This window comes from Streptomyces sp. R28, assembly GCF_041052385.1.
Classification (GTDB): domain Bacteria; phylum Actinomycetota; class Actinomycetes; order Streptomycetales; family Streptomycetaceae; genus Streptomyces.
The window spans coordinates 9442776-9468749 of record NZ_CP163439.1 but is presented as its reverse complement, the minus strand read 5'-3'; the positions used below and the strand labels follow the sequence as shown (position 1 = coordinate 9468749).

The window sequence follows — 25974 nt, the reverse complement described above, 5'->3', positions numbered from 1 at the left end:
CATTGATGAACCAGCGCCCTTGGAGGCGACATGAACCTCAGCTCCCCGATCCGCCGGAGACTCCCAAGACGGACCTCCCTCCTGGCCGCCCTCGCCCTCACCGCCGCCGCGCTGGTGAACTGGTCGGCGCCGGCGGCACAGGCGGCCACGACCTCGATCACCGTCGACGGCTCCGCCACGGGCCGGACCTTCGACGGTGTGGGCGCGATCTCCGGCGGCGGCGGCAACAGCCGACTGCTGATCGACTATCCGGAGCCGCAGCGCAGCCAGATCCTCGACTACCTGTTCAAGCCCGGCTACGGCGCCTCGCTCCAGTCCTTCAAGATCGAAATAGGGGGCGACACCAACACCACTGACGGCGCCGAGGCCAGCCACGAGCACACCCAGGGCGTGGTCGACTGCAACCAGGGCTACGAGTGGTGGCTCGCGAAGCAGGCCAAGGCCCGCAACCCCGACATCAAACTCTATGGGCTCGCCTGGGGCGCACCCGGCTGGGTCGGCGGCGGCAGCAACACCTTCTTCACCCCCAACGCGATCAGCTACCTGACGAACTGGATAGGCTGCGCCGCCCAGCACAAGCTGAACATCGATTACCTGGGCGGCTGGAACGAGCGTAGTTACAACGCGACTTGGTATGAGAACCTCAAGTCCGCCCTGGTCTCCAAGGGCTACGGTGCCACCAAGCTGGTCGCGGCCGACGACACCTGGGCGGTGGCCGGCGCGATGGCCGGCGACCCGACGTTCAAGGACGCAGTGGACATCGTGGGCGTCCACTACCCCTGCGGCTACATCAACGGCGCGGCCATCGGCAACACGTCCGACTTCAAGAACTGCCCGAGCAACAGCACCGCGCAGAACCTCGGCACACCGCTGTGGGCGAGCGAGAACGGGTCGGAGGACGCCGAGGCCGGCGCGACGTCGGTCGCAAGGGCCGTCAACCGGGACTACATCGACGGCCGTATGACGGCCTACTACAACTGGCCGCTCGTCGCCGCGCTCTATCCCAACACCTACTTCGCCTTCAACGGGCTGGCCGTGGCCAACCAGCCCTGGTCGGGCCACTACAGCATCGCCAAGACGGCCTGGGTCCTCGCACACACGTCCCAGTTCGCGCAGATCGGCTGGCAGTACCAGGACTCGGCCAGCGGTTACCTGGGCGGCGCCAAGTCCAACGGCAGCTACGTGACACTGAAGTCGCCGAACCACAGTGACTACAGCACCGTCATCGAGACGGTGAACGCCACGGCCGCGCAGACCCTGACCGTGAAGGTCACGGGCGGCCTATCCAGCGGCCAGGTGCACGTCTGGGGCACCAACCTCATGTCGCCCAATGACAGCGACCACTTCGTGCACACCACCGACGTCACCCCCTCCGGTGGCAGTTACACACTGACACTGCAGCCCGGCTACGTGTACACGGTCACCACGACGACCGGGCAGGGCAAGGGAACCGCCACCTCGCCCTCGGCGGCCCCGCTGAGCCTGCCGTACTCCAACAACTTCGAGACGCCGGCGACCACCACGTCCCCGCGGTACTTCACCGACATGAACGGCGCCTTCCAGACTGCGGCCTGCGGCGGAGGGCGCACCGGCACCTGCCTCCGCCAGCTGGCGCAGACGGCTCCCGTCCGCTGGACCAGCGAGAACTACTACGCGCCGTACACCTTCATGGGCGACGACTCCTGGGGCAACTACACCGTCACGGCGGACACGATGTTCGAGCAGTCCGGAGCTGTGGAGTTGCTGGGCCGCATCGGCATGCAAGGCCGGAACAACAACGGCCTGCAGGCGTACCACCTTCGGGTGAGCAACACCGGCACGTGGTCGATCGTCAAGTCTGATGTCGTCAACAGCGCATGGGCGTACACCACGCTCGCCAGCGGCTCCACAACGGCACTGGGCACCAACCGGTGGCACACCGTCTCACTGACAATGCAAGGGTCGACCATCAGCGCCAAGCTCGACGGCACAACTCTGGGCAGCGTCACGGACAACAGCTACACCCACGGCCGCGCCGGACTGGGTACCGCGGACTCCACCAGTAGCGTGACCGGGGGCGGATACCAGACACAGCAGTTCGACAACTTCGCCGTCACCCCGGGGAGCAACCCGATCCCCACCCGTTCCGGCGCCGTCCCCTCCGGCATCTCCGGCAAGTGTCTCGACCTCAACGAAGGCAACACCACCAACGGCACCGCGGTACAGCTCTACGACTGCAACCAGAAGCCAGGGTCACAGACCTGGACCTACAACGCCGACGGCACCCTGACCATCGGCGGAAAATGCCTGGATGTCGTCAAGCAGGGCGTGACGAACGGCACCCTCGTCGACATCTGGACCTGCAACGGCGGAGACAACCAGAAGTGGACTCAGCAGGCTGACGGCACTCTGCGCAGTATGCAGTCCGGACGCTGCCTGGACGTCCCCAACGGCAGCACCGCCAACCTCACCCGGCTGCACATCTGGGGCTGCAACAACGGCACCAACCAGCGGTGGATCCTGCCGTAGACGAGCCTCGTTGCTGGACGCCGCCCACCAACCATCGCCGACGCTACGAGGCGGATCCGTGCACCGAATACTGGTCCCCGGAGCTGGTCCCCGGAGCTGGTCCCCGAGAATGATCAAGGGCCGGTTTCGGATCTCTCCGAAACCGGCCCTGACCTGCGACTGTCTCCAGTCGGGACGACAGGATTTGAACCTGCGACCCCTTGACCCCCAGTCAAGTGCGCTACCAAGCTGCGCCACGTCCCGGTGCCATCTGACCTGGGGTTTCCCCTGGCCGAACGTGCATGGAAACAATACCGCACTCGGGTCGGTGGTCGCGCACTCCTTTATCCGGGACACCGAGGTACCTGGGGGTGTTCACGGCCTCCAGGGCGGATGGTCAGTCTCCCGTCGGCAGGCCCAACTCGGGGTAGGCCTCCAGCAGGCGCGACGGTGCGGCCTGGCGCCAGGAGTCGGCGAGGATGTCACGCAGTTCGCCCTCGTCCTCGATGGCGGCGAGCCGGGCCCGCACCCAGGCGAACTGCGCCTCGTGGTCGGCGATCCAGAACTTCTCCGGCTCGGCCAGGACGAGTTCGTCGCGCTCCTCCTTGGGACAGCGCACCGCGAGGGAGGTCTCCTCCTCGGGCAGCGTGGCGAACATCTTGCCCGCGACCCGGAACGTGGGCATGCTCCAGGCGATCTTCTCCGTCGTGTCCGGCAGAGAAAGGGCGATACGGCGTACGTCTTCGGCATCCGGCATAAGACGCACGGTAACGGTCGGCACTGACAATCACCTGGTGAGAGGGGCTGGTCCGCCCCCACGCGACGGACTTTAGAAGCTGAAGTTCATGAACGCCCCGAGGCCGCGCTCGGCCGCCGCGGCGAAGAACCCGACCAACTCCTCATAGGCGTCCTCGAGCCAGCCCAGCCGGCCCTCGGGGTCGAACGTCCACATGTTGGGGTACACGTCCTGTTTCGCCATCCGCTCCGGGTCGTAGTGGGCCGCCAACCGCTCCCACGGGGTCTCCCGCAGCTGCCGTGCCAGGCTCTGTATCTGTTCCGCGTCCCACCCGAACAGGGTGCCGTCCTCCAGGATCACGAACCCGTCCATGAGGAACTCGAGCTCCACCTCCGCCTCGTCGAAGAGGAACTGCAGGCCGCCCCAGGCCCTGTCCGGCCCGCCGTAGGGGCGGTCCACCGCCGGGAAGTTGTCGCTGCCGTACAGCTGGTAGACGAATTCATCGGCCCAATCCGGGTCCTGCGCCGCCCTGTCCAGCTCCTCCGTCGTCGCGCTGATGAACGAGATGCTCACGCCCATGCCAGGCAATCCCCCTTGGTGTACCGCTTGTTCGACGCGGTGTCGATCAACGACGGCGAGTCTTCCAGGCGGCACTGACAATCGGGCGGCCGGTCACAGGTACTCGTAGTAGATCGTCGTGGGCCGCAGAACTCCGGCCGGGCTCGCCGCGCAGTCGGGGATCACCCCGGCACGGGTCCAGCCGGCCGAGTCGCACAGGCGCTCGGCGAGGCTGTCGGTCTAGGTGTCCAGGTGGAGCAGGGTGACGCCGGCGCCGATCGCCGCCTCTTCGGCGGTCGCGAGGAGTCTGCGGCCGAGGCCCTGTCCCCGCGCGTCCCGGTGCACCATCAGCTTGACCAGTTCGGCCCGGTGGCGGCTGTTCGGTTTGTCGGGGCAGCCCAGGCTGACGGATGTCGACCGTGTCCGGGTTTGCGCCATCGTCCACCTGTTTCATATGTTCACATCTGGGACGGTTTCCCAGATGTGAAACAGCGGCGCTACGGCAGGCTCACTCCCCCGCCGCCTCCCCGAGCGCCTCCAGCACCGGCCGGATCAGCGGGTGCTCCTCGGCGCCTCGCCGTACGGCCGCGAAGACCCGGCGCGTGGGTGCCACCCCGTCCACGGGCCGGACGACGACGCCCGTGAGGTCCATTCCGCGCAGCGCCGAGCGCGGTACGAGCGCCACTCCCGCGTCGGCCGAGGCGAGGGCGACGACGGCGCGGAAGTCGTCCGAGGAGTGTTCGAGGCGGGGCAGGAATCCGGCGTTCTCGCAGGCCAGGACCACCACGTCATGGCAGGGGTTGCCGGGGTACGGGCCGATCCAGGGGTCCTTGGCCAGCTCGGCGAGCGGGACCTCGGCCGCGTCGGCCAACCGGTGGCTCACCGGGACGACCGCATCGAAGGGCTCGGCGTACAGCGGTACGTGGGCCAGGCGCGGGTCGTCGGCGGGCGGCGCCCCCCGGTACTCGACGGCCACCGCGATGTCGACCTGTCGGTCCAGCACCATCGGCAGGCTGGCGTCGCCCTCGGCGTCCTGGACGCGGATGCGGATGCCGGGGGACGTCACGGCGAGGCGGGCCACGGCCGGGGCGACGACCTGGGCGATGCCGGTCGCGAAGGAGGCGACGGTGACCGTGCCGGCCGCGCCCGAGCTGTACGCCGCGAGCTCGGCCTCCGCCCGCTCCAGCTGGGCGAGGACGGCGTTGGTGTGGCTGAGCAGGATCTCGCCGGCGGGGGTGAGCCGTACGCCCTTGGCGCCGCGCTCCACCAGGCGGTGGCCCGTCTCCTGTTCCAGGGCCGTGAGCTGCTGGGAGACCGCCGACGGGGTCAGATACAGCGCGGCGGCAGCCGCCGTCACCGTACGGTGGTCGGCCACCGCACGGAGAATGTGGAGCCGCCGCGCTTCGATCATGGTATCGATTATCGCAATATGTCCGGGCCGGCCGGACCTCAGGCTTCCAGTTCCGCCCGGGCCGCGACGAAGGCGTCGACGGCGCGGTTGACGTCGTCCGTCGAGTGCGCGGCGGACAGCTGGACGCGAATGCGGGCCTGGCCCTGCGGCACGACCGGGTACGAGAAGCCGATCACGTACACACCCCGCTCCAGCAGCAGTTCCGCCAGCCGCCCCGCCTTGGCCGCGTCGCCGATCATCACGGGCGCGATGGCATGCTCGCCGGGGAGGATCTCGAAGCCCTCCTCGGTCATCCGGCGGCGGAACAGCGCGGTGTTCTCGTTCAGCCGCACGCGCAGGTCGTCCGCGGACTCCAGCAGGTCGAGAACCTTGAGCGAGGCCGCCGCGATCACCGGGGCCAGCGTGTTGGAGAAGAGGTACGGCCGCGAGCGCTGGCGCAGCAAGGCGACGATCTCGGCGCGGGCCGCCACGTAGCCGCCGGACGCGCCGCCGAGTGCCTTGCCGAGGGTGCCGGTGATGATGTCGACGCGGTCCATGACGCCGTGCAGCTCGGGCGTGCCACGGCCGCCGGGGCCGACGAAGCCGACGGCGTGCGAGTCGTCGACCATGACCATGGCGTCGTAGCGGTCGGCGAGGTCGCAGATCTCACGCAACGGGGCCACATAGCCGTCCATCGAGAAGACGCCGTCGGTGACGATGAGGCGTCGCCTCGCGGACTGCGCCTCCTTCAACTGGCTTTCCAAGTCTGCCAGATCGCGGTTGGCGTAGCGGAAGCGGCGGGCCTTGGACAGGCGGATGCCGTCGATGATCGACGCGTGGTTCAGCGCATCGGAGATCACCGCGTCCTCCGGGCCGAGCAGCGTCTCGAAGACGCCGCCGTTGGCATCGAAGCAGGAGGAGTACAGGATCGTGTCCTCCTGGCCGAGGAACGCGGACAGCCGCGCCTCCAGCTCCTTGTGCACCTCCTGCGTGCCGCAGATGAAGCGGACCGAGGCCATGCCGTAGCCCCAGCGGTCCAGCGCCTCGTGGGCGGCGGCGATCACCTCGGGGTGGTCGGCGAGGCCGAGGTAGTTGTTGGCACAGAAGTTGAGGACCTCGCCCGGGCGGCCGCCCGCGGTGACGCCGACGGTCGCGGACTGCGGGGTGCCGATCACGCGCTCGGGCTTGTGCAGGCCGGCGGCGCGGATCTCGTCGAGGGTGGCGCGCAGGTCGTCGCGCACGGAGTCGAACATCGGAAAGCTCCTGAAGGTGCTTGCGGGAGAGGGAAGTTACGCGGCGGGTTACACGGAGAGTCACGCGGTCCAGTCGAGGATGACCTTCCCGCCGCGGCCGCTCGCCGCGTCGGCGAACGCCGCCTCGAAGTCGCGGTAGCCGTACCGGCCGGTGATCACGGGGGCGAGGTCGAGGCCGCCCTCCAGCAGGACGGACATCGCGTACCAGGTCTCGAACATCTCGCGGCCGTAGATGCCCTTGATGGTGATCATCGAGGTGACGATCCGGGCCCAGTCGACCGGGAACTCCTGCGCGGGCAGGCCGAGCATGGCGATACGGCCCCCGTGCGTCATGTTGGCGATCATGTCGCGCATGGCCTCGGCGCGGCCGGACATCTCCAGGCCGATGTCGAAGCCCTCGCGCAGGCCGAGTTCGCGCTGCCCGTCGGCGATGCTCGCCTCCGACACGTTCAGTGCGAGGCTCACGCCGATCTTGCGGGCCAGCTCCAGCCGTTCCTCGCTCACGTCGGTGATCACGACGTTGCGCGCACCCGCGTGCCGGGCCACCGCCACCGCCATCAGGCCGATCGGGCCGGCGCCGGTGATCAGGACGTCCTCACCGACCAGCGGGAACGACAGCGCGGTGTGCACGGCGTTGCCGAACGGGTCGAAGATCGCGGCGACGTCCAGGTCGACGGGCACGCGGTGCACCCACACATTGGCGGCCGGCAGGGCGACGTACTCGGCGAAGGCACCGTCGCGGCCGACGCCGAGGCCGATGGTGGCCCGGCACAGGTGGCGTCGTCCGGCGAGGCAGTTGCGGCACTTGCCGCAGACGAGATGCCCCTCGCCGCTGACGCGGTCACCGACGACGATGTCCGCGACGTCACGGCCGGTCTCCACGACCTCGCCGACGAACTCGTGCCCGACCACGAGCGGGGTGCGGATCGCCTTCTGGGCCCAGCCGTCCCACGCCTGGATGTGCAGATCGGTGCCGCAGATGCCGGTGCGCAGCACCTTGATCAGTACGTCACCGGGCCCGACGGCCGGTTCCGGGACGTCCGTGAGCCGGAGCCCGGGCTCCGCTTTCTCCTTGACCAGCGCCTTCAACGCAACGGCTCCTGTGCGTGAGTCCCGGCTGCAGGCATGCCTAGAAAGCCCGCAGCCGGGGAGGGGGGTGGAATCGCAAAGGAATCTGCCGTACGGCGGCGCCCAGGTCCATCGAGGATTTCTTAAGCGGCGCCACAGCTTTCCTTCACGCCCTCCCGCGCGCCCCTCTCCCGTGCGCAGCGACTCCGTCGCCCCGAACCCGACCGCCACCGCCATCCGCACGGCCACCGGCGAGGTATCGGTGCGCCCTCCCTCCCGTACGAACCTCAGGAACTCGTCGATGATCAGCGGATCGGCGCCGCCGTGCCCCCGGTGCGTCACCGATGACGGTGACGTGGCGCCGGTAGTCGGGGGTGAAGCGACACTGTTGGTAGGCAGCCAACGCCCTGTGGTCCAGGCGCATTACGTCGATGTCGTGGGCGCCCTTCTGCAGCAACAGGCCGGTGACGTACCGGCGTTCGGCGTGCCAGTTCTTGAAGTAGCAATCGCCTCCGTAGCCGACGAGGTGGCGCCCCCAGACCGTCTTGACCTCGCCGATCTCGGCGATCTCGGCGATCTCGGCGATCTCGGCGATCTCGGCGAGTTCGGCGAGTTCGACGAGTTCGACGATGTGGCGCATCAGCCGGACCACCGGCATGTGCCGCATGTTGCGCTCGACGGTGATGTCCAAAGGCTTCTCGACGCACACGGGCTTGCCCACGCGCAGGGCCTCGCAGGCGAGGTCGGCGCGGGTGTGGTCCGGGGTGAGGACGAGGACGGTGTCCACGTCCGGTGCGTCGAGCACCTTGCGGTGATCCTCGACGGTGTGAACGCCGGGGATACGGGCCGTGGCGTCGTCCCGTCGCGCCGGGTCGGGGTCGGCGACGACGGTCACGCGAGAGCCGTGGCGGCGGCGGTGCACGGTACGGGCGAGGGGGCCGCGCAGGCCGAATCCGAGGGCGCCGAGACGCAGGTCGGTCATGGTGTCCCTCTTCCGTGAGAGATCCGAGGGGGTCCGAGCGTCCAATTCCCCTGCCTGGTAAGGAACTTGATGCCTACAACGGCAGCCCGTCCACCGCCCGCCGCTCCAGCCGCATCACCAGCTCCGCCGCCGTTGCCTTGATCGTGTCCAGCCCGGCCTTCCCCCACGGACGCGGCTCCACGTCGACGACGCACACCGTGCCCAGCGCCATCCCGGTGGAGTCGATCAGGGGGGCACCCAGGTAGGAGCGGATACCGAACTCGTCGACGATCGGATTCCCCGCGAACCGCGGATAGTCGCAGACGTCCTCCAGGACCAGCGCCTTGCGTCGGACGACCACATGTGGGCAGAACCCATGGTCGCGCTCCATAAGGCGGCCCAACTGCGGCTTGCTGTCACCGGCCCGCGCAAGGCTCACGGCGTGCCGCACATGCAGGCCGGCGAAGAACTGCCGGTTCTCGCCGATGAAGTTGACCATGGCGTACGGCGCCCCCGTGAGTGCGGCGAGATGGTCCGCGAAGACGTCGAGGGCCGGGTCCGCCTGCTCTCCCAGGCCCAGTCTCAGCAGTTGCCGTGCGCGGGCGGGGGCCTCCTTGTCCTCGGGGGTGAGCAGCAGGCGAGCCACCGGGCGGGGTGGGCCGTAGCTCATGGGCGGATTCCGTCGCTGTGGGCGTAGTTCATATGCGGCTCCGTCCTGGTGTGCGGGTGTCACATGTGGGCGCCGTGGCTAGGCGCGTGTGCCGGCGTGTGGGCGATGAGGTGCCGAACGAGGGTCAGCAGGGTCTGGACACTGGAGCTGGAGATCCGGGCGTCGCAACGGACGATGGGGATCTCCGGATCGAGGTCGATGGCGGCGCGGACCTCCTCGGGGTCGTATCGGTAGGCGCCGTCGAACTCGTTGATCGCGACAATGAAGCCGAGGCCGCGCTGCTCGAAGAAGTCGACGGCGGCGAAGCAGTCCTCCAGGCGCCGGGTGTCGGCGAGGATGACCGCGCCGAGCGCGCCCTCCGAGAGTTCGTCCCACATGAACCAGAAGCGTTCCTGTCCCGGCGTACCGAAGAGATACAGCACGTGTTCCGGATCGAGCGTGATGCGGCCGAAGTCCATGGCGACCGTCGTCTCGACCTTGTTTTCGACGCCCTCCAGACTGTCGGTCGCGGCGCTGACCGTAGTGAGCAGTTCCTCCGTGCTGAGCGGCGCGATCTCGCTCACCGCGCCCACGAAGGTCGTCTTGCCGACCCCGAACCCTCCCGCCACCAAGATCTTCAGCGCGGTGGGGAACGGGTCAGAGCTGTCGTCGTAGTCCATCGAGCACTGCCTCCAGAAGAGCCCGGTCTGTCGGGTTGTGGTGGAACTCGGGGGGCTTGGTGGTGAGCGCCCCGCCGTCGACGAGGTCCGACAGCAGCACCTTGGTGACCACCGCCGGCAGCTTCAGGTGGGCGGCGACCTCGGCGACCGAGACGGGGGCGCGGCACAGGTCCAGCGCCTGCTCGTGCTCAGGGCCGAGGTAGCCGAGGGGGGTCGCCCCGGTGGCCATCACCTGCGACATGAGGTCGAGCGCGACGGTGGGCCGGGTACGGCCGTTGCTGACCGTGAAAGGGCGCACCAGCCGTCCGGCCGCGTCGTCGAGCCAGGGCCCGTCGCCGGCCGCCGTCACGTTCAAGGCCTCATCGCCGGCGGTTCGACGGAGTGCTGCCGCGGTGCGGTGACCAGGTAGGGGCGGACGCTCTTGACCAGCATCGCCATCTCGTAGCCCAGCACCGCCGCGTCTGCCTCGCGGCCGGCCAGCACGGCGAGACAGGTGCCGGAGCCGGCCGTGGTCACGAAGAGCAGGCTCGAGTCGAGTTCGACGACGACCTGGCGCACGTCCCCGCCGTCGCCGAAACGGACCCCGGCGCTGCGGCCGAGGGAGTACAGGCCTGAGGCCAGGGCGGCCATGTGGTCGGCACTGTCCGGGTCGAGGCCATGAACCGACTTCACGAGCCCGTCGCAGGAGAGGAGCACCGCACTGGTGGTGTGGGGTACGCGCTGCACGAGGCCGCTCATCAGCCAGTCGAGATCGGACACATGGGCGGTCGGCGCTTCGCTCGCCATGATGGATCGACTCCTTGAGGTACGAAGGTCTGTGGGAGCGCTGGGGGTGGGGGTGGTCTTCCAGGCGGACTTCGAGCTGGTCAGGGGCATGGTCATCCGGCTGGTGCGCTCCCGTCATGCCGGGTGGTGTGGTCGGCGCCGGGCGCGGACCTGCGGTGTGTCTCGGTCGTGGGGGCCGGGTCCATGGGCGATACGTCCATGGGCGGCCGGGGGGCCATGGGGGTCACGTCGGTGTGGAGTGCATCCAGGGAGGTCGGGCGCAGGTGTGTGGGCTGCGGTCGCTCCGTGTCGAGGCTCGTCGGCTCCAGACGGATCGACGCCGGATGCACGGTCTCCAGGCGGATGAGCTCGGTCGGCGTGGGGTTCAGGCGTGTCGGCTGCGGGTCGGGCGACCCCGTGTCAAAGGTCGTGTGCGGTGCGCGCGTGTATGCGGACGCAGATGCGGATGCGGATGCGGTCGGCTGCGCGGGGAACATGTGTGCCGAGTCCACGTAGCTCGCGTCCATGTGCCCCGAGCCGACTACCGTGTGGCCCGAGAACATGTGCCCCGCCACCACGTGGCCAGACGTCGTGTGGCCCGACACCATGCGGCCTGACGCCGTGTGCGGGGCGTCCATGTGGGCTGCGCCCATATGCCGGGCGTCCATGTGCCCGCCGCTGCTCCCCGGTTCCCCGCGCTCGGATTCCCCGCGCCCCAACTCCACGGACGCGTCGGACATGTTCCCGCCGCCCATGTGCTCGGCATCCATGTGTCCGGCCCCCACGTGCCCGGCGTCCATCCGCCCGGTCTCCATGTGCCCGGTCTCCATGTGCCCGGCATCTACGTGCCCGACCTCCGCATGACCGACGTCCACATGCCCGGACCCGACGTGCCCGGTCTCCATGTGCGCCGCATCCAGGTGCGCCGCCTCCAGGTGCTGCTGCGTCTCAGCAAGCCCGACCCCCCGCTGGAAGGCCGCCATCAGCCCAGGGTCGTGCCCGGCGAGGTGGTCGGATTCCTGGCGCGGGGCAGGGGCTTCGCGGAGTTGGGGGGCGATGTGTTCCTGAGCCCGGCGACGGGGCAGTTGGGGCTTGCCCATGGTGCCGCGTACTGCGCTGTTGCGCGGAGTCGGCGGTGTGACGGTGTTTTCCTCGAGGCGCCGACGTGCGTCGGGCCTGATGCCGGGCACGGCCTCCGCGGGGTTGGCACGCCCCACGGGGGCGCCGCGCACGGGCAACGGTGCCGGTCCCCCGCCGTTCGCCCTGGGTGCCGCACCCCTTCCACCGGCCTGCGGCTCCTGCCGACCCGGCGTTCCCGGCGCCGTCTCGGTGGCCCCCCGCAGCCCGCCATGCTGCTCAGCCCGCTGCTTCCCCTCCGACACGGCCGACGCAGCCGAGGCGGGCGAGGCAGGCTGCCACTGTTGCTGCTGGGGCGCCACCGGCACCGCCGCCTGCTGCGGACGGGCCTGTGCCTCGGAGTGCAGCGGTACGGTCGTTCCCGCCGCCCCTTGCGCCGGGGCCGACGGAGGCGCCTGCTCCTGCGCCCGCGTCGCACCTCCACGGGCCCCCGGTTCCGTCCCCAACAACCCCTGCGGCACCACGAGAACGGCCTGGACACCGCCGTAGATATTGGTCTGCAGGCGCACATGGATGCCGTGCCGCTTGGCGAGCTGCGACACGACGAACAGCCCGATGCGCCCGTCCGCCAGCAGGCTGGCGACGTTGACCTGGTCAGGGTCGGCGAGCAGGGCGTTCATACGGTTCTGCTCGCCGACGGGCATGCCGAGGCCGCGGTCTTCGACCTCGACGGCGAGCCCGGAGGTCACGAGGTTGGCCCGGAGCAGCACTTGGGTGTGCGGGGCGGAGAACACCGTGGCGTTCTCGACGAGTTCGGCCAGCAGGTGGATGACGTCGGCGACGGCGTGCCCGCGCAGGGTGCCGTCGATCGGCGGTACGAGCTTGACCCTGGAGTACTGCTCGACCTCTGCGATGGCCGAGCGCAGCACCTCGGTCATGGAGACCGGGTTGCTCCACTGCCGGCGGGAGACGGCGCCGCCGAGCACGGCGAGGTTCTCGGCGTGGCGGCGGATGCGGGTGGCGAGGTGGTCGACGTGGAAGAGGCCCTTGAGCAGGTCGGGGTCCTCGATCTCGTTCTCCAGCTCGTCGAGGATCGAGATCTCCCGGTGCACGAGCGACTGAAGACGCCGGGCGAGGTTGACGAAGACCTCGAGTTTCTGTTCACTGCCCGCCTGGCTGGAGAGCTGGGAGGCCTGGACGACGGCGGTGACGGCCCCGTCGTGGGCGCGGGCCAGGTCGGCTGCGAGCAGTTCGAAGTCGTCGGCGTCCTCGGGCGGACCGCTGCGCGTCTTGCGGTTCGGCGGCCCGTCGCCGCGCCGCAGCGCGTCGACGAGGGCCCGCAGATCGGCCTCGCCGCGCGCACTGCTGCGCCGCAGGGCGCCGATGCGCTCGCTCACGGACTTGGCGGTGCGGTTGGCGGCCACCGCGGCGATCAGGATGCCCGCGAGGGTCACCGAGAACGCACCGGCGAGCACGCCCCACAGGGTGAGGCTCGGCCGGGCTCCGGTGGTGCGCACGACGAACAGCACGGCAGCGCAGGCGCTGAGCGCCACCGCGGTGGGCGGCAGCACGGCCAGACGCAGCAGTTGGGGCCGTATATGGGTCTCGGGCAGCGCGGGTGCGGTGCGGGCGGCCGGGCGCCCGTGCCGCCCGCCCTCACGACGGTCTGCGCGTGCGGCCGGGGCGCGGAGTTGAGACATCGGGGTCCTCGTACTGGTCCGTCGGTCGGGGCCTGGGAGTGCGCGCGGGTCTGCGCGGCCCGGGGCATGCGCCATCGCGATGTCGGTCGACAGAGCCGATGAATTCGGCTCCGTGTCGCCCGACGGACACTGACAGTAGTCGCCTCCGCACCATGTGCGGTGGGCAGTTGCCAAAGTCCGGCAGGCAGCGTCCCGCTCTGGTATGAGGTCTCGTACGACAGACCGATAACCCGCTTCACCGTTCGCCCACAAGGAGCAATCGAGCGATCAGACCTGGTCAGAAGTGGTCACGAAGAAAAGTCGAGGGGTGGGGCACTTCCTACGCCCCACCCCTCACCGACCCGCCGTTCTCTCACCCCCGACGTCCCCGGCCGGGACGATTCAGCACCCTGCGCGCCCGACCCTCCGACCCCCAGAACGTCACCCGCCGTATCGGCGCACCTGGTCCCGTGGGGCGCCCCGGCTCACCCCCACGCGCCCCGCGCGAACCGCCCCACAGGGGCGCGGAGCTGACGACCGCGCGCGCCGTTTCGCTTTCCGCCAGGACGGCGATCAGGCGCCGGCCACAACCCCGTCACCCCGCCTGACAGGTGCGGGCATCACTCCCGCGCGGAACCGCCCACTCGCACGTCTCCACAGAGGCGCACCTCTCCACGGAGGCGCACCTGTCCACGGAGGCGCACCTGTCCGCAGGCGCGCGTCTCTCCGCAGGCGCTCATCTCTTCCCGGGCACACATCTCTTGCCCTACGCACGCCTCTTCCCACACACGCGCACGCCTCTTCCCACACGCACGCGCGCGTCCCTTCGCGCACACGCCCGGGCCGCCGCACCGTCCCGGTCCGGCCGAACGTCCCACGGCCACAGCGTCAGGACGGGTCAGCACCCACCCGCGAGGGCCGGGCCGTGTCCTAGGCGACCACCACGGTGTCCGGTCCCGGCGCGACCGTCGGCCATGCCGGCCAGCCCCCGGCGGGTGCCTCGGCCGCCTCACGCCACCACGGCGTCACGGACGGCACCGAGGCCGGTTCGAAGGGCTCGCCGCAGAGCGGAGCCGCCATGGTGACCCCGGCCTTGTGCGTGGCCCGCATCGTCCACTCCCCCGGCTCCGCCCAGGGGTGCGTCGCCAGGTTGAAGGTGCCCCAGTGGATCGGCAGCATGACGCCCACGGACGGATCGCCGCCCTGCAGGTCGAGGTGGGCCCGGACGCCCTCGTCCGGCGTCATGTGGATGTCGGGCCAGAAGTCCGAGTAGGCGCCGAGCTGGATCATCGTGGCGTCGAACGGGCCGTGGTCGGCGCCGATGTCCTTGAAGCCGTCGAAGTAGCCGGTGTCACCACTGTGGTAGATCCGGTGTTCGTCCGAGGCGACGACCCAGGACGCCCAGAGCGTGTGCTGCGTGTTGCGCAGTCCGCGACCGCAGAAGTGGCGAGCCGGGGTGGCGGTCAGGGTGAGTCCGCCGACCTTCGTCGTCTCGTGCCAGTCCAGCTCGCGCAGCCGGTCGGCGGACACGCCCCAGTGTTCGAGGTGGGCGCCCACGCCGAGCGGTACGGCGAAGAGCGTGTCCGTGCCGGCCAGTGCCTTGATCGTGGGCAGGTCGAGGTGGTCGTAGTGGTCGTGCGAGATGACGACGACGTCGACCGGCCCGAGCGCGGCGAGCGGCAGCGGCACCGGATGCAGCCGCTTGGGTCCGGCGAAGGGGAAGGGGGAGCAGCGCTCGCCCCACACGGGGTCGAAGAGCACCCGGTGGCCGTCGATCTCCGCAAGGACGCTCGAGTGTCCCATCCAGGTCAGGCGGAGCCCGCCGACGGGCGGCTTCGCCAGGTCGGCGTAGGTGGTGGGGTGCACCGGTACGGTGCCCTTCGGGGCACGGCGGGGCCGGGTGTCCTTGTCGAAGAAGACCTTCGCGAACTCTGTCATCGAGCCCGAGGGTCTGGTCCGGGCGGCCCCTCCGGGGTTCTGGAACACCCCGTCCCTGAAGTGCGGGGATCTGCGGATGCGCGCCATGCGCTCACCGCTCGGGTCCACGCCGAAGGCCTCGGGCCGCAGGGCACGGAGCCCGGAGCTCGGGAAACGGAAACCGGCCACGGTACCTCCAGGTGGAGTCGGTGAGAAAGTCCATTATGGTCAGCCCCTCCGACAACCCCGTACGCCCCCTGATCCATTCCGAACATTGACATGTCCGCGCCCTCACTTCGATACTGACTCATCGTTCAGTAGCCGCGCGCGGCACGCGGCCGCCTCGCCCTCTCCCCCGGAGACCCCATGACCACCCCCCTGCTGTCGCTCACCTGGACCGACCACGTCACCGGCCGCCAGGGCTTCCTGGTCGTCGACCGGCTGGTGCGCGGCGTGTCCAGCGGCGGGCTGCGGATGCGGCCGGGCTGCACGCTGGAGGAGGTCACCGGGCTCGCCCGCGGCATGAGCATGAAGGAAGCCCTGCACTACGACCCCGAGGCGCGGTACGTCCCCCTGGGCGGCGCCAAGGGCGGCATCGACTGCGATCCCCGCGATCCTGAGGCGTACGGGCTCCTGGTGCGCTACCTGCGGACCATGCGGCCGTACATCGAGACTTTCTGGACCACGGGCGAGGACCTCGGTCTGACCCAGGACGTGGTGGACCGGGCGGCCGCCGAGGTGGGGCTCGTCTCGTCCGTCCAGGCCGTGTATCCGCTGCTCGACGACGAGGCAGGCGCCCGTCGGCGGCTCGCGGACGCGTTCGCGGTCGAGGTGGACGGCATCGGGCTCGACGAGCTGGTCGGCGGCTGCGGGGTCGCCGAGTCGGTGCTCACGGCGCTGGACCGGTCAGGGGTGCCGTACTGGAGGGCGCGCGTCGCCGTACAGGGGCTCGGAACCATGGGCGGGGCAACGGCGCGCTTCCTCACGCGCGCGGGGCTCACGGTCGTGGCCGTCGCCGACATCAAGGGCACGATCGCCAACCCGGCGGGCCTCGACATCGAGACCCTGCTGGCGGCACGGGACGCGTACGGCACGGTCGACCGCGCCGCGCTGCGCCCCGGCGACCGTGAACTGCCGGGCGACGCCTGGCTGTCGGCCGAGGCGGAGGTCCTGGTGCCGGCGGCCGTCTCGTACGTGATCGACGCCGCGAACCAGGGGCGGATCACCGCCCGCTGGATCGCCGAGGCGGCCAACATGCCCGTACGGCCCGAGGCGGAGGAGCTGCTGGCCGCGCGGGGCGTCACCGTGCTGCCGGACGTCGTGGTCAACTCGGCCACGAACGCCTGGTGGTGGTGGACGCTGTTCGGCGACATCGGCCCGGACGCGGACGAGGCGTTCGCCCACACGCAACGCTCGCTGCGTGCCCTGACCGACCGCACCCTGGCCCGTGCCGAGGCCGACGGGACGACACCCCGGGCCGCCGCGCACGCCATCGCGGCCGACCGGCTGCCGGTGATCGCGGAGCGCTTCGGCCTGCACCGGTGACGGCGGACGGAAGAGCCACTGGACCGCGGCCACAGGAACGGCTCGTGACGAGGCTTTAGGGTGACCGAGTGGCGAGAGTGCGGTTGAGCGTGGCGGAGCGGCGTGAGGAGTTGCTGCGGGCCGCCGTGGAGCAGATAGAGGCGCGGGGCGTGTCGGCGGTCAGGATCGCCGACGTGGCCTCGGCGCTCGGGGTGAGCAACGCGCTGGTGCTCTATCACTTCGCCACGAAGGAGAAGCTGGTCGCCGCCGCGTTCGCGCACGCGGCGGCGGGCGACCTGGCCCGTCTGCGCAGGCTCCTGGGCCGCCGTACGACGGCGCTGCGACGGCTGCGGGCGGCCGTGCGCTGGTACGCGCCGACCGGCCAGGCCAAGGGCTGGCGACTGTGGATCGAGGGCTGGGCGGCGGCGCTGCGCGAGCCCGCGCTGCAGGAGGTCACACGAGACCTGGACCGGGAGTGGAAGGCGTCCATCGCCGAGGTCATCGCGCAGGGCGTGGCCGCGGAGGAGTTCCGCTGCCCGGACCCCACCGCCACGGCACTGCGTCTGACGGCCCTCCTGGACGGGCTCGCCGTGCAGCTGACGTCGTACCGTGGCGCGGTGTCACGCGCGCGTGCCCAGGAGTGGGTGGACGAGGCGCTCGCCCGGGAACTGGGGCTGGAGCGGGAGGCGTTGACGGCGTCGGCGCGCTGAGGTCGTCGATCGCCGGGCGATCGGCTCAGCACGGCCACGACAGCCGTGTGGGCCGCGCCCCTGAACAGGGCCCGGCCCACACCGCCGAGGCGCCGCCTCAAGCCACCGATTCGATCCGCATCTTGATGTCGTCCGGGGACAGCGCGCCCTTGGCCGTCACATGGTCCCCCGACGACTCGCCGCGCAGGCGCCGTCCGATCCACGGCACCAGGTACTCGCGCGCCCAGTGGACGTCGTCCCGGCGGATCTCGAGTGTGCCGCGGGGCGGGAGCGGCGGCCAGGGCTGGTCCGGGTCGGCCGGCACCTCCAGGCCGAGGACCTGGCCCGCGCGCAGCGCCACGCGCGTGTGCCCGTCGGGAGACAGGTGGAGCCGGTCGCCGTCCCAGGCCCTGCGGTCCTGAACGGTCTTCAGGGACCACAGGTCGAGCACCGGACAGCCGTACCGGTCGGCGATGGCCCGCACATGACCGTTGTACGTGGCGATCTTGCCGCGCAGGTGCTTCAGCACGGGCACGCCACGCGTGTCGAAGCCGGTCGTCACCATGACGGTGCCTACGGCGGAGGTGAGCCGGATGATCGCCCGCTCGAAGCGCTCGGCCACCTCGTCGGGGTCGGTTCCGGGTCGGATGATGTCGTTGCCGCCCGCACAGAACGAGACCAGGTCCGGGGCCAGTTCGACGGCCTTCGGAAGCTGGTCCTCGACGATCTGGTCGAGCAGTTTGCCGCGCACGGCGAGGTTCGTGTACTTGAAGGCGCCCTCGGGCCGCCGGTCCGCGAGCAGTACCGCGAACCGGTCGGCCCAGCCGACGAACGCCCCGTCGGGGCCGGGGTCGCCGACGCCCTCGGTGAAGCTGTCCCCCACCGCAACGTACGACCCGATCACTGATCTGCTGTCACTCTTCGAATCGTCTGCCACATCGGCACATGATTCACCTTCGAATGTGACCTACGCGACCGTAAGGAGGGCTTGACGGTCGGTGAGATAAGCCACTTGTAAAGCGTTGGCCAAACCTGGAATAAGGATCTGATCAGGGGCGTTGTGGGCTCAGCCGCCACACCCGGAAGTCGCTGATCCGGAAGTGGCTCCAGGTGGTGCGGAAGGCGAAGTGCCCACTGGTGTACGGCTCCGGGTCGGTGTGGTCGAAGATGAGCCGCCCGTTGTTCCACCACCGTACGGTCGAGCCTGCGGAGACTATCCGGACCCGGTGGGGCTCGTTCGCCACGAGCAGCGGCTCCGTGTAGTCGTAGAGCAGCGGGCGGACCCCGGCCTGGCCGACGTACCGGCGCAGCCGCGTCGTGGTGTTCGTGTTGGCGCCGTAGCCGACGTAGTACGTCTTGAGGTAGTCGTACTCCGCCAGTGCCCCGCCGCGCGGGGTGGCGAAGAGGTCGTCCGGGGATCGGACGTCGGTCGCGTTCCAGAAGTTGTTCAGGTCGGAGACGCGGTCGTTGGCACCGCCTGCCGATATGGGCGTGGCCGTGTACTCGATGACGTACGGCCCTTCGAGCCGCTTCTTGAACCAGACCGTCGCCCCGGCGGGTACGTCGACCTCCAGGATCCCGCGGGAGGCGGTGACGGTGCCGCCCTTCTCCAGTTCCACCGCCCATTGCCCCAGGCCGTGCCGGAAGTCGTCGTGGGCGATGAGACGGCGGTGACGGGGCGTGGCGCTCGCCGTCCCCGCCGGGGCGAGGGCTGCCAGAGCGGCACCGGCGGCCAGGGCTCCGAATGCTCTACGCGTGGTCGTCATGGGAAACGGCCCCTTCCGGGAGAGTGATCGTGGGCTTCGGCACGCGACGGGTCTCGGTGCCGAGGTAGTAGTCCGTGTACGTCGACTGCAGGTAGCCCCGCACGGTCCAGCCGAGGCGGTACTCGGGGTTCTGGGCGAGGGTGTACAGGCGCGTCCTCGTGGGCTCGGTGGTGGTGTAGAGGCGCAGTGCGGTGTGGTCGGCGGTCTCGGCGAGGATCTCCTCGCGCCAGTCGCCGAGGAGGTCGCCGTAGAACGGGGTCGCGTTGCGGGGGCCCGACACGACTCCCGCCGGCTCGAAGATCTTCGCGCTGGTCTCGGTCGCCGGGTCCCACTTCTCGACGTGGGTGTGGTCGAGGAGCTCCGACGCCTTGTCGCCGTCCCACCAGATACGGAAGTTGACGCTGGGCGTGGTCGTGGAGACCTTGCCGTCCCGGACGTTGTAGACGCCCGCGCCCGGTGCGGTGACGTCGGCGGTGGAGGTCCAGTACTCGTAGCCGGGGTGGTGCGGGTCGATGTCGCCGGTGCTGCCGCGGCCGACGTCGATGTCGGTGTCGTTCTCCCAGTCGGCGGGGTGCCGACCGGTCACCAGGCGCTCGCCCGTGTCGGCGTCGTAGTAGTACCAGGGGAACTTCGGTACGACTCCCAGCTCCGCCTGCTGGATCGCGAAGCCCTCCAGGCCGGGGCGGTCGGGGTCGAGGTCGGCGATGTGGAAGCGGTCCCCGTGTCCGGCGCCGTCGACGACGTAACGGAGGGTGCCGTCGCTGTTGACGACGTAGTTGCCGTCGGCGATCTCGTCCGTGCCGTCCTGGTCGACGTCGACCGTGCGGATCTGGTGGAAGCTGGTCGCGCCGCTGTCGGCGGGCACGACGTACTTCCAACGGCGGGTCAGGTCGGTGCCGTTGAAGTCCCAGGTCTGGAAGAGGATGCGGAAGGCGCCGCGCCGGGCGCCGACGCGTGTGACCAGCTTCGTGACGAGGCTGGGGTGTGCGCCGTCGAGGTGGGCGATGCCGAAGTGGCCGCCGGACGGGCCGTCGGTGACGAAGTCGTCGGGTACGGGCTGCCGGGTGCGCTCGGTGCCGGTCGCGCCGTCGATCACGGAGACGAACTGGTTCGCGGGCGAGGCGGCGGTGACCTTCGCACCGTCGGCGAAGGTGGTTCCGTCGGCGGTGTGCACCAGCACCTCGGCCCTGCCGTCGCCGTCGAGGTCGTGCACCGTGACGTTGTCGTCGTTGCGGTAGCCGCCGATCGCCGTCGAACCGCTGATCGCGGCGGGCGCGGGGTCGTTGGCGCCGTTGCCGCCCACCTGCGTGTACGAGCCGGGGCCGAGGTCCACGCGCCAGAGCCGCTCGCCGGTGAGGGTGTACGCCTCCAGCAGATCGGGCCGGTCGCGGGTCTGCGCGAGGCGGCTGACGACCAGCTCGTAGCGTCCGTCGCCGTCGAGGTCGCCGGGCCAGGCGTGCTGCACGGTGTAGCCGTCGGCGGCGGCGAGCGGGATCTCGGCGTAGCCCTGGGCGAAGTCGAGAGCTGCCGGGCTCGGCCGCTGCTCACGTCCGCCCACGATCGCGCGCACTGCGTACGTGCCCGTGCCCGCGCCGGGGGTGTTGTCCTGGTATGTCGTCGACCTGGTCACCGGGGCGCGGTTCAGTCGCCGCCCGTCCTCGTACACGTTGAAGGCGATGGCGTCGCCGTACCGCGCGTACTCGGTACCCAGGAGTCGCCAGCTGAGGAAGGTTCCTTCACCGGAGGGGACGGCGACCAGGCCGCGGTCCAGGTTCTCCACGATCCGGTGCGGCTTCTCGGCGGAGTGGCCGGCGGGCACGGAGAACAGACCGGCCAGCAGGGTCGCGGCGGCGACGGCGCCGATTCTTCGGCGTCGGTCGAGGTGCACTAGCGCTCCTTTGCAAGAAGGGCGATCAGTCGGTCGGCCACCTTGCGATGGCCTTGGGCGCTGGGGTGGACGGTGCCGTTGAAGTCCCCGTCCGCCGGGGAGAGCCAGTCGGTCGTGTCGACGAAGTCGGTGCGGGGGTCGGCGAGTTCACCGATCACGGCCGCGATGTCGTCGGCGTGTGCGCCGTTGAACGGGCGCAGCGCGAGGATGCGGGCGTGCGGCGCGGCCGCCCGCAGCTCGTCGAGGTAGGCGCGGTAGGCGGCCCGGAATGCGTCCGCGCCGTAGGTCGCGTCGTTGGTGCCCTGGTTCACCACGATCACGTCGGCCCGGCGGTCGGAATCGGCCCGGGAGCCCGCGTGGTTCCAGCCGTACGCGTCCGGCGCGGCCGGCACTCCCCCGTTGCCGGTCTGGATCACGCCCTGGCGGCCGAAGCCGACCTGGGTGAGCGAGCCGTGCAGGGCGTCGGCGACGAGCGTGGGGTAGGCCGCCGTACCGTCGGCGCAGTCGGAGGTGTTCAGCTCGCACAGAGCCATGACGCCCTGTGTGATGGAGTCGCCGTAGAAGGCCAGCTTCCGAGCGCTTTGGGCGGGTTGACGGAGCAGACGTCCGCCGTCATCGAGCCGCAGTCCGGTCAGGACGACACCCGTCTCGAGCGGCGGGGTCCAGCGGTTGGCCCGGGAGTAGACGTCCTTGACGGAGATCTCGACCGAGTGGGCGCCGCGGCCGCCCGCCGTGATCTCCAGATCGCTCCGGTCGACCGCGCGCAGTCGCTTCGGCCCGCCGTCCACGGACACGTAGATCTGCGCGGGCACAGTGATCGAGGCGACGTCGAAGAGAGCGTGGACACTGCCGCCGGTGAAGCGGAAGCTCAGCCGGGAACCCGAGTTGACGGTGGTCGCCGCCTCGGCGGTCCGGCCCCAGTGCCCCTCGTAGGCCAGACGCCGGTCGTCAGGCCGTACGACGTTCGGCCCACCGGACGCGAAAACGGGCGGCTGGGCACCGAGGAGTAACCCCACAGCCACCGCCGCGGCCAGGGACGTACGTCTGTCGACGCCGGACACGGGAACCTCCATGAGCAACAGAAAGCGCTTGCGCCATAACGGAGATCACTGTGTCCTCACCCTCCCCTCACTGTCGACACCTTGGACATCTCTGCCACAAGACCGCAATGGAGCGATCATGAACGAGCAGAGCCGGACACACCGAAGGCCGGACCCGGGGATCGGGGTCCGGCCTTCGGTTGCGTGTCAGGCAGGTGGTTCTGAGGAAGGCGGCCGTCAGCCGACCGGGATGCCCTTCGAGCGGAGGTAGGCGACCGGGTCCACGTCCGAGCCGTAGTCCGGCGTGGTGCGGATCTCGAAGTGGAGGTGCGGGCCGGTCACGTTGCCGGTCGCGCCGGAGAGGCCGATCTGCTGGCCCGCGGTCACGGTCTGGCCGGCCGAGACGGAGAGCGACGACAGGTGGGCGTACTGGGCGTAGTAGCCGTCGGCGAGCTGGATGACGACCTGGTTGCCGTAGGCGCCGCCCCAGCCCGCGGAGACGACCGTGCCCGCTCCCACGGCCTTCAGTGCGGTGCCGGTCGGGGTCACGAAGTCCACGCCGGTGTGGTAGCCGCTGGACCACATGCTGCCCGCCACCTTGTAGGCGGTACTGACGGCGGCACCGGCCACGGGGGCGGAGAAGCCACTGGCGGTGCTGGTGGTCTCCGCACTCTGGGCGGCCGTGGTCGTCTTGTTCGAGTCGGAGGACTCCGCGGAGGACTTCTCGGCGGACGAGTCCTTGGAGGGCGCCGAAGAGGAGGAAGGCGACGAGGACTTGGGGGCGCTCGCCGTGGCCTTCTTGCCGATCGTGAGCTTCAGACCGGGGTGGATCAGCGACGGGTCCTCGCCGACGGCCTCACGGTTGTCGGCGTAGAGCTTCTTCCAGCCACCGCTGACGTCCTGCTCGTCGGCGATCTTCGAGAGGTAATCGCCACCCCTCACCGAATAGGTCCGCACACTCGTCTTCTTCTCGGCGGCCTTCTTCTCGACCGCCTTCTTCTCGGCGGCCGGAAGGGACTGAACGGCCTTTTCCGAAACGGACTGCGAGGGAGCGGCGTGGGCACCCGTGGCCCCGATGAGCGGGAGGGCGAGAGCGGCGCCACCGGTTCCGGCGACGGCGATGGAGCGGGTGAAGCGCTGAGACTTCGGACGGCGGTGCTTACCCTTCGCGGGCATGGCGAATTCCTCTCCGGCGCCTGCGAGGTGAGCTGTCGGGTGCGGGCTGGAGATGCCCGGTCACGTCGGGACGCGACTTGACCCCAAGCCGTTCCGGAGACCGGAACAGGCGGTTGTACCTGTGGGTCCCCCGCTCCTGCCGTACACGGGTGAGTTAGCGCGGGATCCGGTCGGCGGCAGGATTAGGCGTCCGTCCGGATTGGTGGCGAACGTAAGCGAGGAAGACGCAAGGGAACAAGTGAGAGGTTCCGTCCGAATGCGTTCCTGTTGATCCCTTGTGGGAATTAACGGTCACCCTCCGTGGATTATCGGTGCGTCGTCCGACCCAAAACCCCTTGAAAGGCACGTGAATTACGTGGACATGACGGACGACGCACGGTCACGAATATGACGCTCCTCACGTGACACCGCTCCAGCTTGCTTTACGTCAGAGCGAGTTGGAATGAAGGCGCCAATTCGGACAGAACCCCTAGATGCGACGCAGCCGGATAACCGTCGCATCAAGGTCGCCACGCAAACCGGTGCGCAGTCCGTGATGTTCCAGTACGGCACCTCTGTGAATTTCACCCGTTTCGAGGCATTCGTACGATGCTGTCGGGTCGAGGGCGCGCAGCCGCAGCGCCGGGACGGGCTCGCCGTAGCTCTGGGCCTGGAGCCAGGCGAGGACGACCGTCTCGTCCCCGAGCACGTACTGCACCGCGCTCAGCCCGCCGCGCGGAGGACGCAGCCGATAGAGGTCTCCGCGCTGCACCACGGGGCGGATCTCCTTGTAGAGCGTCACCCACTTCCCGGCCTCGGCGAGCTCGTCCTCGCTCCACTGGGTGAGATCGCCACCGACACCGAGCACTCCCGCCATGGCGCTCACGAACCGGAAGCGCAGCGAGCTGGCACGGTGGTTGAGCATGGCGTTCGGGCTGTCGGTGACCCAGGCGGCCATGACCCTGGCCGGGTGGATCTGGCTGAAGCCGTGCTGGATGGCGAGCCGGTCGAGGGGGTCGGTGTTGTCCGAGGTCCACACCTGGTCCGTGCGGCTCAGCACGCCGAGGTCGATCCGTCCGCCGCCGCCCGAGCAGGACTCGAAGGCGACGCCCGGGTGAGCGGCCCGCAGCCGGTCCAGCAGGCGGTACAGGGCGCGCACGTGATCGACCCACAGGCGCTGCGGATACGGCTCACCGGGCCAGCCGGCGTCGGTGAAGCAGCGGTTGAAGTCCCACTTCACATAGTCGATCGGGGCGCTGGAGAGGAGCCCGTCGAGCTGCTCCCAGAGGTACTCCTGCACGTCGTCGCGCGCGAGGTTCAGTACGAGCTGATTGCGAAATTCCGTCCGCTTTCGTCCTGTTTGGTGCTGCACCCAGTCCGGGTGGGCGCGGTACAGCTCGCTGTCCGGATTGACCATTTCCGGTTCGACCCAGATGCCGAACTGCATACCGAGCGCGTGCACGTACTCGGCGAGGGGCTTGAGGCCCGAGGCGAAGCGGTCGGGGTTGGGCGTCCAGTCGCCGAGCCCGGCGCGGTCGCTGGTGCGCGTCCCGAACCAGCCGTCGTCGACCACGAACAGCTCGACGCCGATGGCCGCGGCCCGTCGCGCGAGCACGCTCTGCTGCTCCTCGGAGATGTCGAACTCCGTCGCCTCCCAGGAATTGAACAGCACCGGACGGTCCCGGTCGGCGTTTGGGATCACGTACGCGCGCTGGTACGCGTGCCAGGCCCGGCTCGCCCCACCGAAGCCGCCGTCGCTCCACAGCCCGGCGAAGACGGGCGTGGTGAAGGACTCCCCCGCCGCCAGCCGCAGCAGGCCCGAGTCGTCGTAACCGGCCCCGCCGGTGATCTGCACGCGCCCGTCCGGGAGTTGGGCCACGGCGATGCGCCAGGACCCGGACCAGCCGAGGGCGCAGCCGTAGACCTCGCCCCGCTCCTCGGTGGCGTCCGTGTCGAGCGCGACCCACGGCAGGTGCTGGTGGCCGGTGTGCCCGCGCCGGCTGCCGATGACCTTCTCACCGTAGGTGAGAGGGGACCGCGCGAGCCGGGACTCGGCGCCCCAGCGGCCGTGCAGCTGGGACAGCCGCCAGTCCTCCCGGTCGGGGAGCGTCCAGGCGGCCGAGTCGGCGCGCAGCAGCTCCACGACGGGCCCCTGGTTGTCCAGGGTCATCCAGCGCTCCACGACGTCCCCGCGCATCCGGTAGTGCAGGGTGACGTCCAGTCCGTCGTCACAAAAGCGCAACCGCAGCTCGTCGCCGTCGGTCTCGTACCGCTCGAAACCCCACTCGGTGCCGCGCCGCTCCTCGGTGCGCACGGACAGGGCGGGCCGTACGAAGCGGGGGCCGCCCTCGACCGGGTACTCCTCGCGCCCGTCGAGCGGGGACTCGAAGGGCCAGTACTCCGGCAGTGGACGTACGGCGAGGGCCTCGGCGTCGGCGAGGGCGATCCGCGGCCCCCAGTGCAGGTGCAGGAGTTCGCCGCCGTCGGTCAGATGGATGGCGTAACTGCTGGTCGGCCCGGTCAGGAGCCACGTACGACCGTTGTCGGAGATCTCCAGCATCAAGCCCTCACAGATACGAACAGGTGCGATCAAGTACCAACATCATCAGGGGCCACGCGTCTCCGAGGCAACGCCTGTGGACAACTCATTGGCCCAGGAACCCATGTCGTATCGTCGGGAACGCACCCCGTC

The 25974-nt window shown here is 70.0% G+C and carries 19 protein-coding genes, 1 tRNA gene, 3 pseudogenes and 1 riboswitch; of the genes and pseudogenes, 3 read left to right on the top strand and 20 right to left on the bottom strand.

All coding sequences use genetic code 11. From position 1 onward, the window contains the following. The first annotated feature begins 30 nt into the window (after positions 1-30). Positions 31-2508 (top strand): ricin-type beta-trefoil lectin domain protein, encoded by a 2478-nt coding sequence (locus AB5J49_RS41545; protein WP_369174043.1) that lies wholly within the window; start codon positions 31-33, stop codon positions 2506-2508. A 169-nt stretch (positions 2509-2677) separates the two neighbouring features. On the opposite strand, the gene AB5J49_RS41540 is transcribed toward AB5J49_RS41545, so the two are convergent. The 14 genes and pseudogenes from AB5J49_RS41540 to AB5J49_RS41475 all read right to left on the bottom strand — a co-directional run bounded on the left by AB5J49_RS41540 (position 2678) and on the right by AB5J49_RS41475 (position 15409). Then, positions 2678-2751, bottom strand: a tRNA-Pro gene (locus AB5J49_RS41540). 133 nt (positions 2752-2884) lie between these two features. After that, positions 2885-3244 (bottom strand): MmcQ/YjbR family DNA-binding protein, encoded by a 360-nt coding sequence (locus AB5J49_RS41535; protein WP_369174042.1) that lies wholly within the window; start codon positions 3242-3244, stop codon positions 2885-2887. A gap of 72 nt (positions 3245-3316) precedes the next feature. Continuing rightward, positions 3317-3802, bottom strand: coding sequence for a YfbM family protein (locus AB5J49_RS41530; RefSeq protein ID WP_369174041.1), 486 nt, complete (start codon positions 3800-3802; stop codon positions 3317-3319). 93 nt (positions 3803-3895) lie between these two features. Continuing rightward, positions 3896-4192 (bottom strand): annotated as a pseudogene (locus tag AB5J49_RS41525) (GNAT family N-acetyltransferase); the annotation flags it as partial. Between the two features lie 97 nt (positions 4193-4289). Next, positions 4290-5192: a LysR family transcriptional regulator gene (locus tag AB5J49_RS41520; RefSeq protein WP_369174040.1), complete on the bottom strand. Its 903-nt coding sequence runs from the start codon at positions 5190-5192 to the stop codon at positions 4290-4292. A gap of 38 nt (positions 5193-5230) precedes the next feature. Next, a complete protein-coding gene (locus AB5J49_RS41515) occupies positions 5231-6424 on the bottom strand; it encodes a glycine C-acetyltransferase (RefSeq protein WP_369174039.1) in 1194 nt (397 codons plus the stop codon). 60 nt (positions 6425-6484) lie between these two features. After that, positions 6485-7513 (bottom strand): L-threonine 3-dehydrogenase, encoded by a 1029-nt coding sequence (gene tdh / locus AB5J49_RS41510; RefSeq protein WP_369175438.1) that lies wholly within the window; start codon positions 7511-7513, stop codon positions 6485-6487. 168 nt (positions 7514-7681) lie between these two features. After that, positions 7682-8474: pseudogene (locus AB5J49_RS41505) on the bottom strand (Gfo/Idh/MocA family protein); the annotation flags it as partial. 73 nt (positions 8475-8547) lie between these two features. Next, positions 8548-9123 (bottom strand): GAF domain-containing protein, encoded by a 576-nt coding sequence (locus tag AB5J49_RS41500; RefSeq protein ID WP_369174038.1) that lies wholly within the window; start codon positions 9121-9123, stop codon positions 8548-8550. Between the two features lie 59 nt (positions 9124-9182). Then, positions 9183-9782: an ATP/GTP-binding protein gene (locus tag AB5J49_RS41495; protein WP_369174037.1), complete on the bottom strand. Its 600-nt coding sequence runs from the start codon at positions 9780-9782 to the stop codon at positions 9183-9185. Next, entirely contained in the window at positions 9760-10131 is a 372-nt protein-coding gene (locus tag AB5J49_RS41490) for a DUF742 domain-containing protein (RefSeq protein ID WP_062699188.1), read from the bottom strand. The genes AB5J49_RS41495 and AB5J49_RS41490 overlap by 23 nt, the downstream gene beginning before the upstream one ends. 2 nt (positions 10132-10133) lie before the next feature. Beyond that, positions 10134-10568, bottom strand: coding sequence for a roadblock/LC7 domain-containing protein (locus tag AB5J49_RS41485; protein ID WP_274246404.1), 435 nt, complete (start codon positions 10566-10568; stop codon positions 10134-10136). Between the two features lie 905 nt (positions 10569-11473). Continuing rightward, positions 11474-13324, bottom strand: a pseudogene (locus AB5J49_RS41480) (ATP-binding protein); the annotation flags it as partial. 909 nt (positions 13325-14233) lie between these two features. Continuing rightward, positions 14234-15409, bottom strand: coding sequence for an MBL fold metallo-hydrolase (locus tag AB5J49_RS41475; RefSeq protein ID WP_369174036.1), 1176 nt, complete (start codon positions 15407-15409; stop codon positions 14234-14236). Between the two features lie 177 nt (positions 15410-15586). Between AB5J49_RS41475 and AB5J49_RS41470 the strand changes: the two genes are divergently transcribed. Both AB5J49_RS41470 and AB5J49_RS41465 read left to right on the top strand, forming a co-directional pair. Then, positions 15587-16765, top strand: a complete 1179-nt coding sequence (locus tag AB5J49_RS41470) for a Glu/Leu/Phe/Val dehydrogenase dimerization domain-containing protein (RefSeq protein ID WP_369174035.1) — start codon at positions 15587-15589, stop codon at positions 16763-16765. A 68-nt stretch (positions 16766-16833) separates the two neighbouring features. Beyond that, entirely contained in the window at positions 16834-17454 is a 621-nt protein-coding gene (locus AB5J49_RS41465; protein WP_369174034.1) for a TetR family transcriptional regulator C-terminal domain-containing protein, read from the top strand. Positions 17455-17551: 97 nt separating this feature from the next. Here AB5J49_RS41465 and AB5J49_RS41460 read toward each other — a convergent pair whose 3' ends face one another. From AB5J49_RS41460 to AB5J49_RS41435, 6 genes are all read right to left on the bottom strand, one after another. Then, on the bottom strand, positions 17552-18337 hold the full coding sequence (locus AB5J49_RS41460; protein WP_369175437.1) for an SGNH/GDSL hydrolase family protein: 786 nt from the start codon (positions 18335-18337) through the stop codon (positions 17552-17554). Between the two features lie 145 nt (positions 18338-18482). Beyond that, complete coding sequence (locus AB5J49_RS41455; protein WP_369174033.1) at positions 18483-19199, bottom strand: DUF6250 domain-containing protein; 717 nt, start codon at positions 19197-19199, stop codon at positions 18483-18485. Beyond that, positions 19183-21087, bottom strand: coding sequence for a hypothetical protein (locus AB5J49_RS41450; protein ID WP_369174032.1), 1905 nt, complete (start codon positions 21085-21087; stop codon positions 19183-19185). Before AB5J49_RS41450 ends, AB5J49_RS41455 begins: the two co-directional genes overlap by 17 nt. Next, positions 21087-22148, bottom strand: a complete 1062-nt coding sequence (locus AB5J49_RS41445; protein WP_369174031.1) for a GDSL-type esterase/lipase family protein — start codon at positions 22146-22148, stop codon at positions 21087-21089. Before AB5J49_RS41445 ends, AB5J49_RS41450 begins: the two co-directional genes overlap by 1 nt. A gap of 216 nt (positions 22149-22364) precedes the next feature. Further along, positions 22365-23303 carry a LysM peptidoglycan-binding domain-containing M23 family metallopeptidase gene (locus AB5J49_RS41440; protein ID WP_369174030.1) on the bottom strand — a complete coding sequence of 313 codons (939 nt, stop codon included), beginning with the start codon at positions 23301-23303 and terminating at the stop codon, positions 22365-22367. Between the two features lie 4 nt (positions 23304-23307). Next, positions 23308-23473: riboswitch (cyclic di-AMP (ydaO/yuaA leader) on the bottom strand. Between the two features lie 299 nt (positions 23474-23772). After that, complete coding sequence (locus AB5J49_RS41435; protein WP_369174029.1) at positions 23773-25842, bottom strand: alpha-galactosidase; 2070 nt, start codon at positions 25840-25842, stop codon at positions 23773-23775. Positions 25843-25974 lie beyond the last annotated feature (132 nt).

Excerpts from the sequence above, each read along its gene's own strand:
- AB5J49_RS41545 (WP_369174043.1), top strand. The coding sequence starts at position 31 with ATGAACCTCAGCTCCCCGATCCGCCGGAGACTCCCAAGACGGACCTCC.
- AB5J49_RS41535 (WP_369174042.1), bottom strand. The coding sequence starts at position 3,244 with ATGCCGGATGCCGAAGACGTACGCCGTATCGCCCTTTCTCTGCCGGAC.
- AB5J49_RS41530 (WP_369174041.1), bottom strand. The coding sequence starts at position 3,802 with ATGGGCGTGAGCATCTCGTTCATCAGCGCGACGACGGAGGAGCTGGAC.
- AB5J49_RS41520 (WP_369174040.1), bottom strand. The coding sequence starts at position 5,192 with ATGATCGAAGCGCGGCGGCTCCACATTCTCCGTGCGGTGGCCGACCAC.
- AB5J49_RS41515 (WP_369174039.1), bottom strand. The coding sequence starts at position 6,424 with ATGTTCGACTCCGTGCGCGACGACCTGCGCGCCACCCTCGACGAGATC.
- AB5J49_RS41500 (WP_369174038.1), bottom strand. The coding sequence starts at position 9,123 with ATGAGCTACGGCCCACCCCGCCCGGTGGCTCGCCTGCTGCTCACCCCC.
- AB5J49_RS41495 (WP_369174037.1), bottom strand. The coding sequence starts at position 9,782 with ATGGACTACGACGACAGCTCTGACCCGTTCCCCACCGCGCTGAAGATC.
- AB5J49_RS41485 (WP_274246404.1), bottom strand. The coding sequence starts at position 10,568 with ATGGCGAGCGAAGCGCCGACCGCCCATGTGTCCGATCTCGACTGGCTG.
- AB5J49_RS41470 (WP_369174035.1), top strand. The coding sequence starts at position 15,587 with ATGACCACCCCCCTGCTGTCGCTCACCTGGACCGACCACGTCACCGGC.
- AB5J49_RS41455 (WP_369174033.1), bottom strand. The coding sequence starts at position 19,199 with ATGACGACCACGCGTAGAGCATTCGGAGCCCTGGCCGCCGGTGCCGCT.
- AB5J49_RS41440 (WP_369174030.1), bottom strand. The coding sequence starts at position 23,303 with ATGCCCGCGAAGGGTAAGCACCGCCGTCCGAAGTCTCAGCGCTTCACC.
- AB5J49_RS41435 (WP_369174029.1), bottom strand. The coding sequence starts at position 25,842 with ATGCTGGAGATCTCCGACAACGGTCGTACGTGGCTCCTGACCGGGCCG.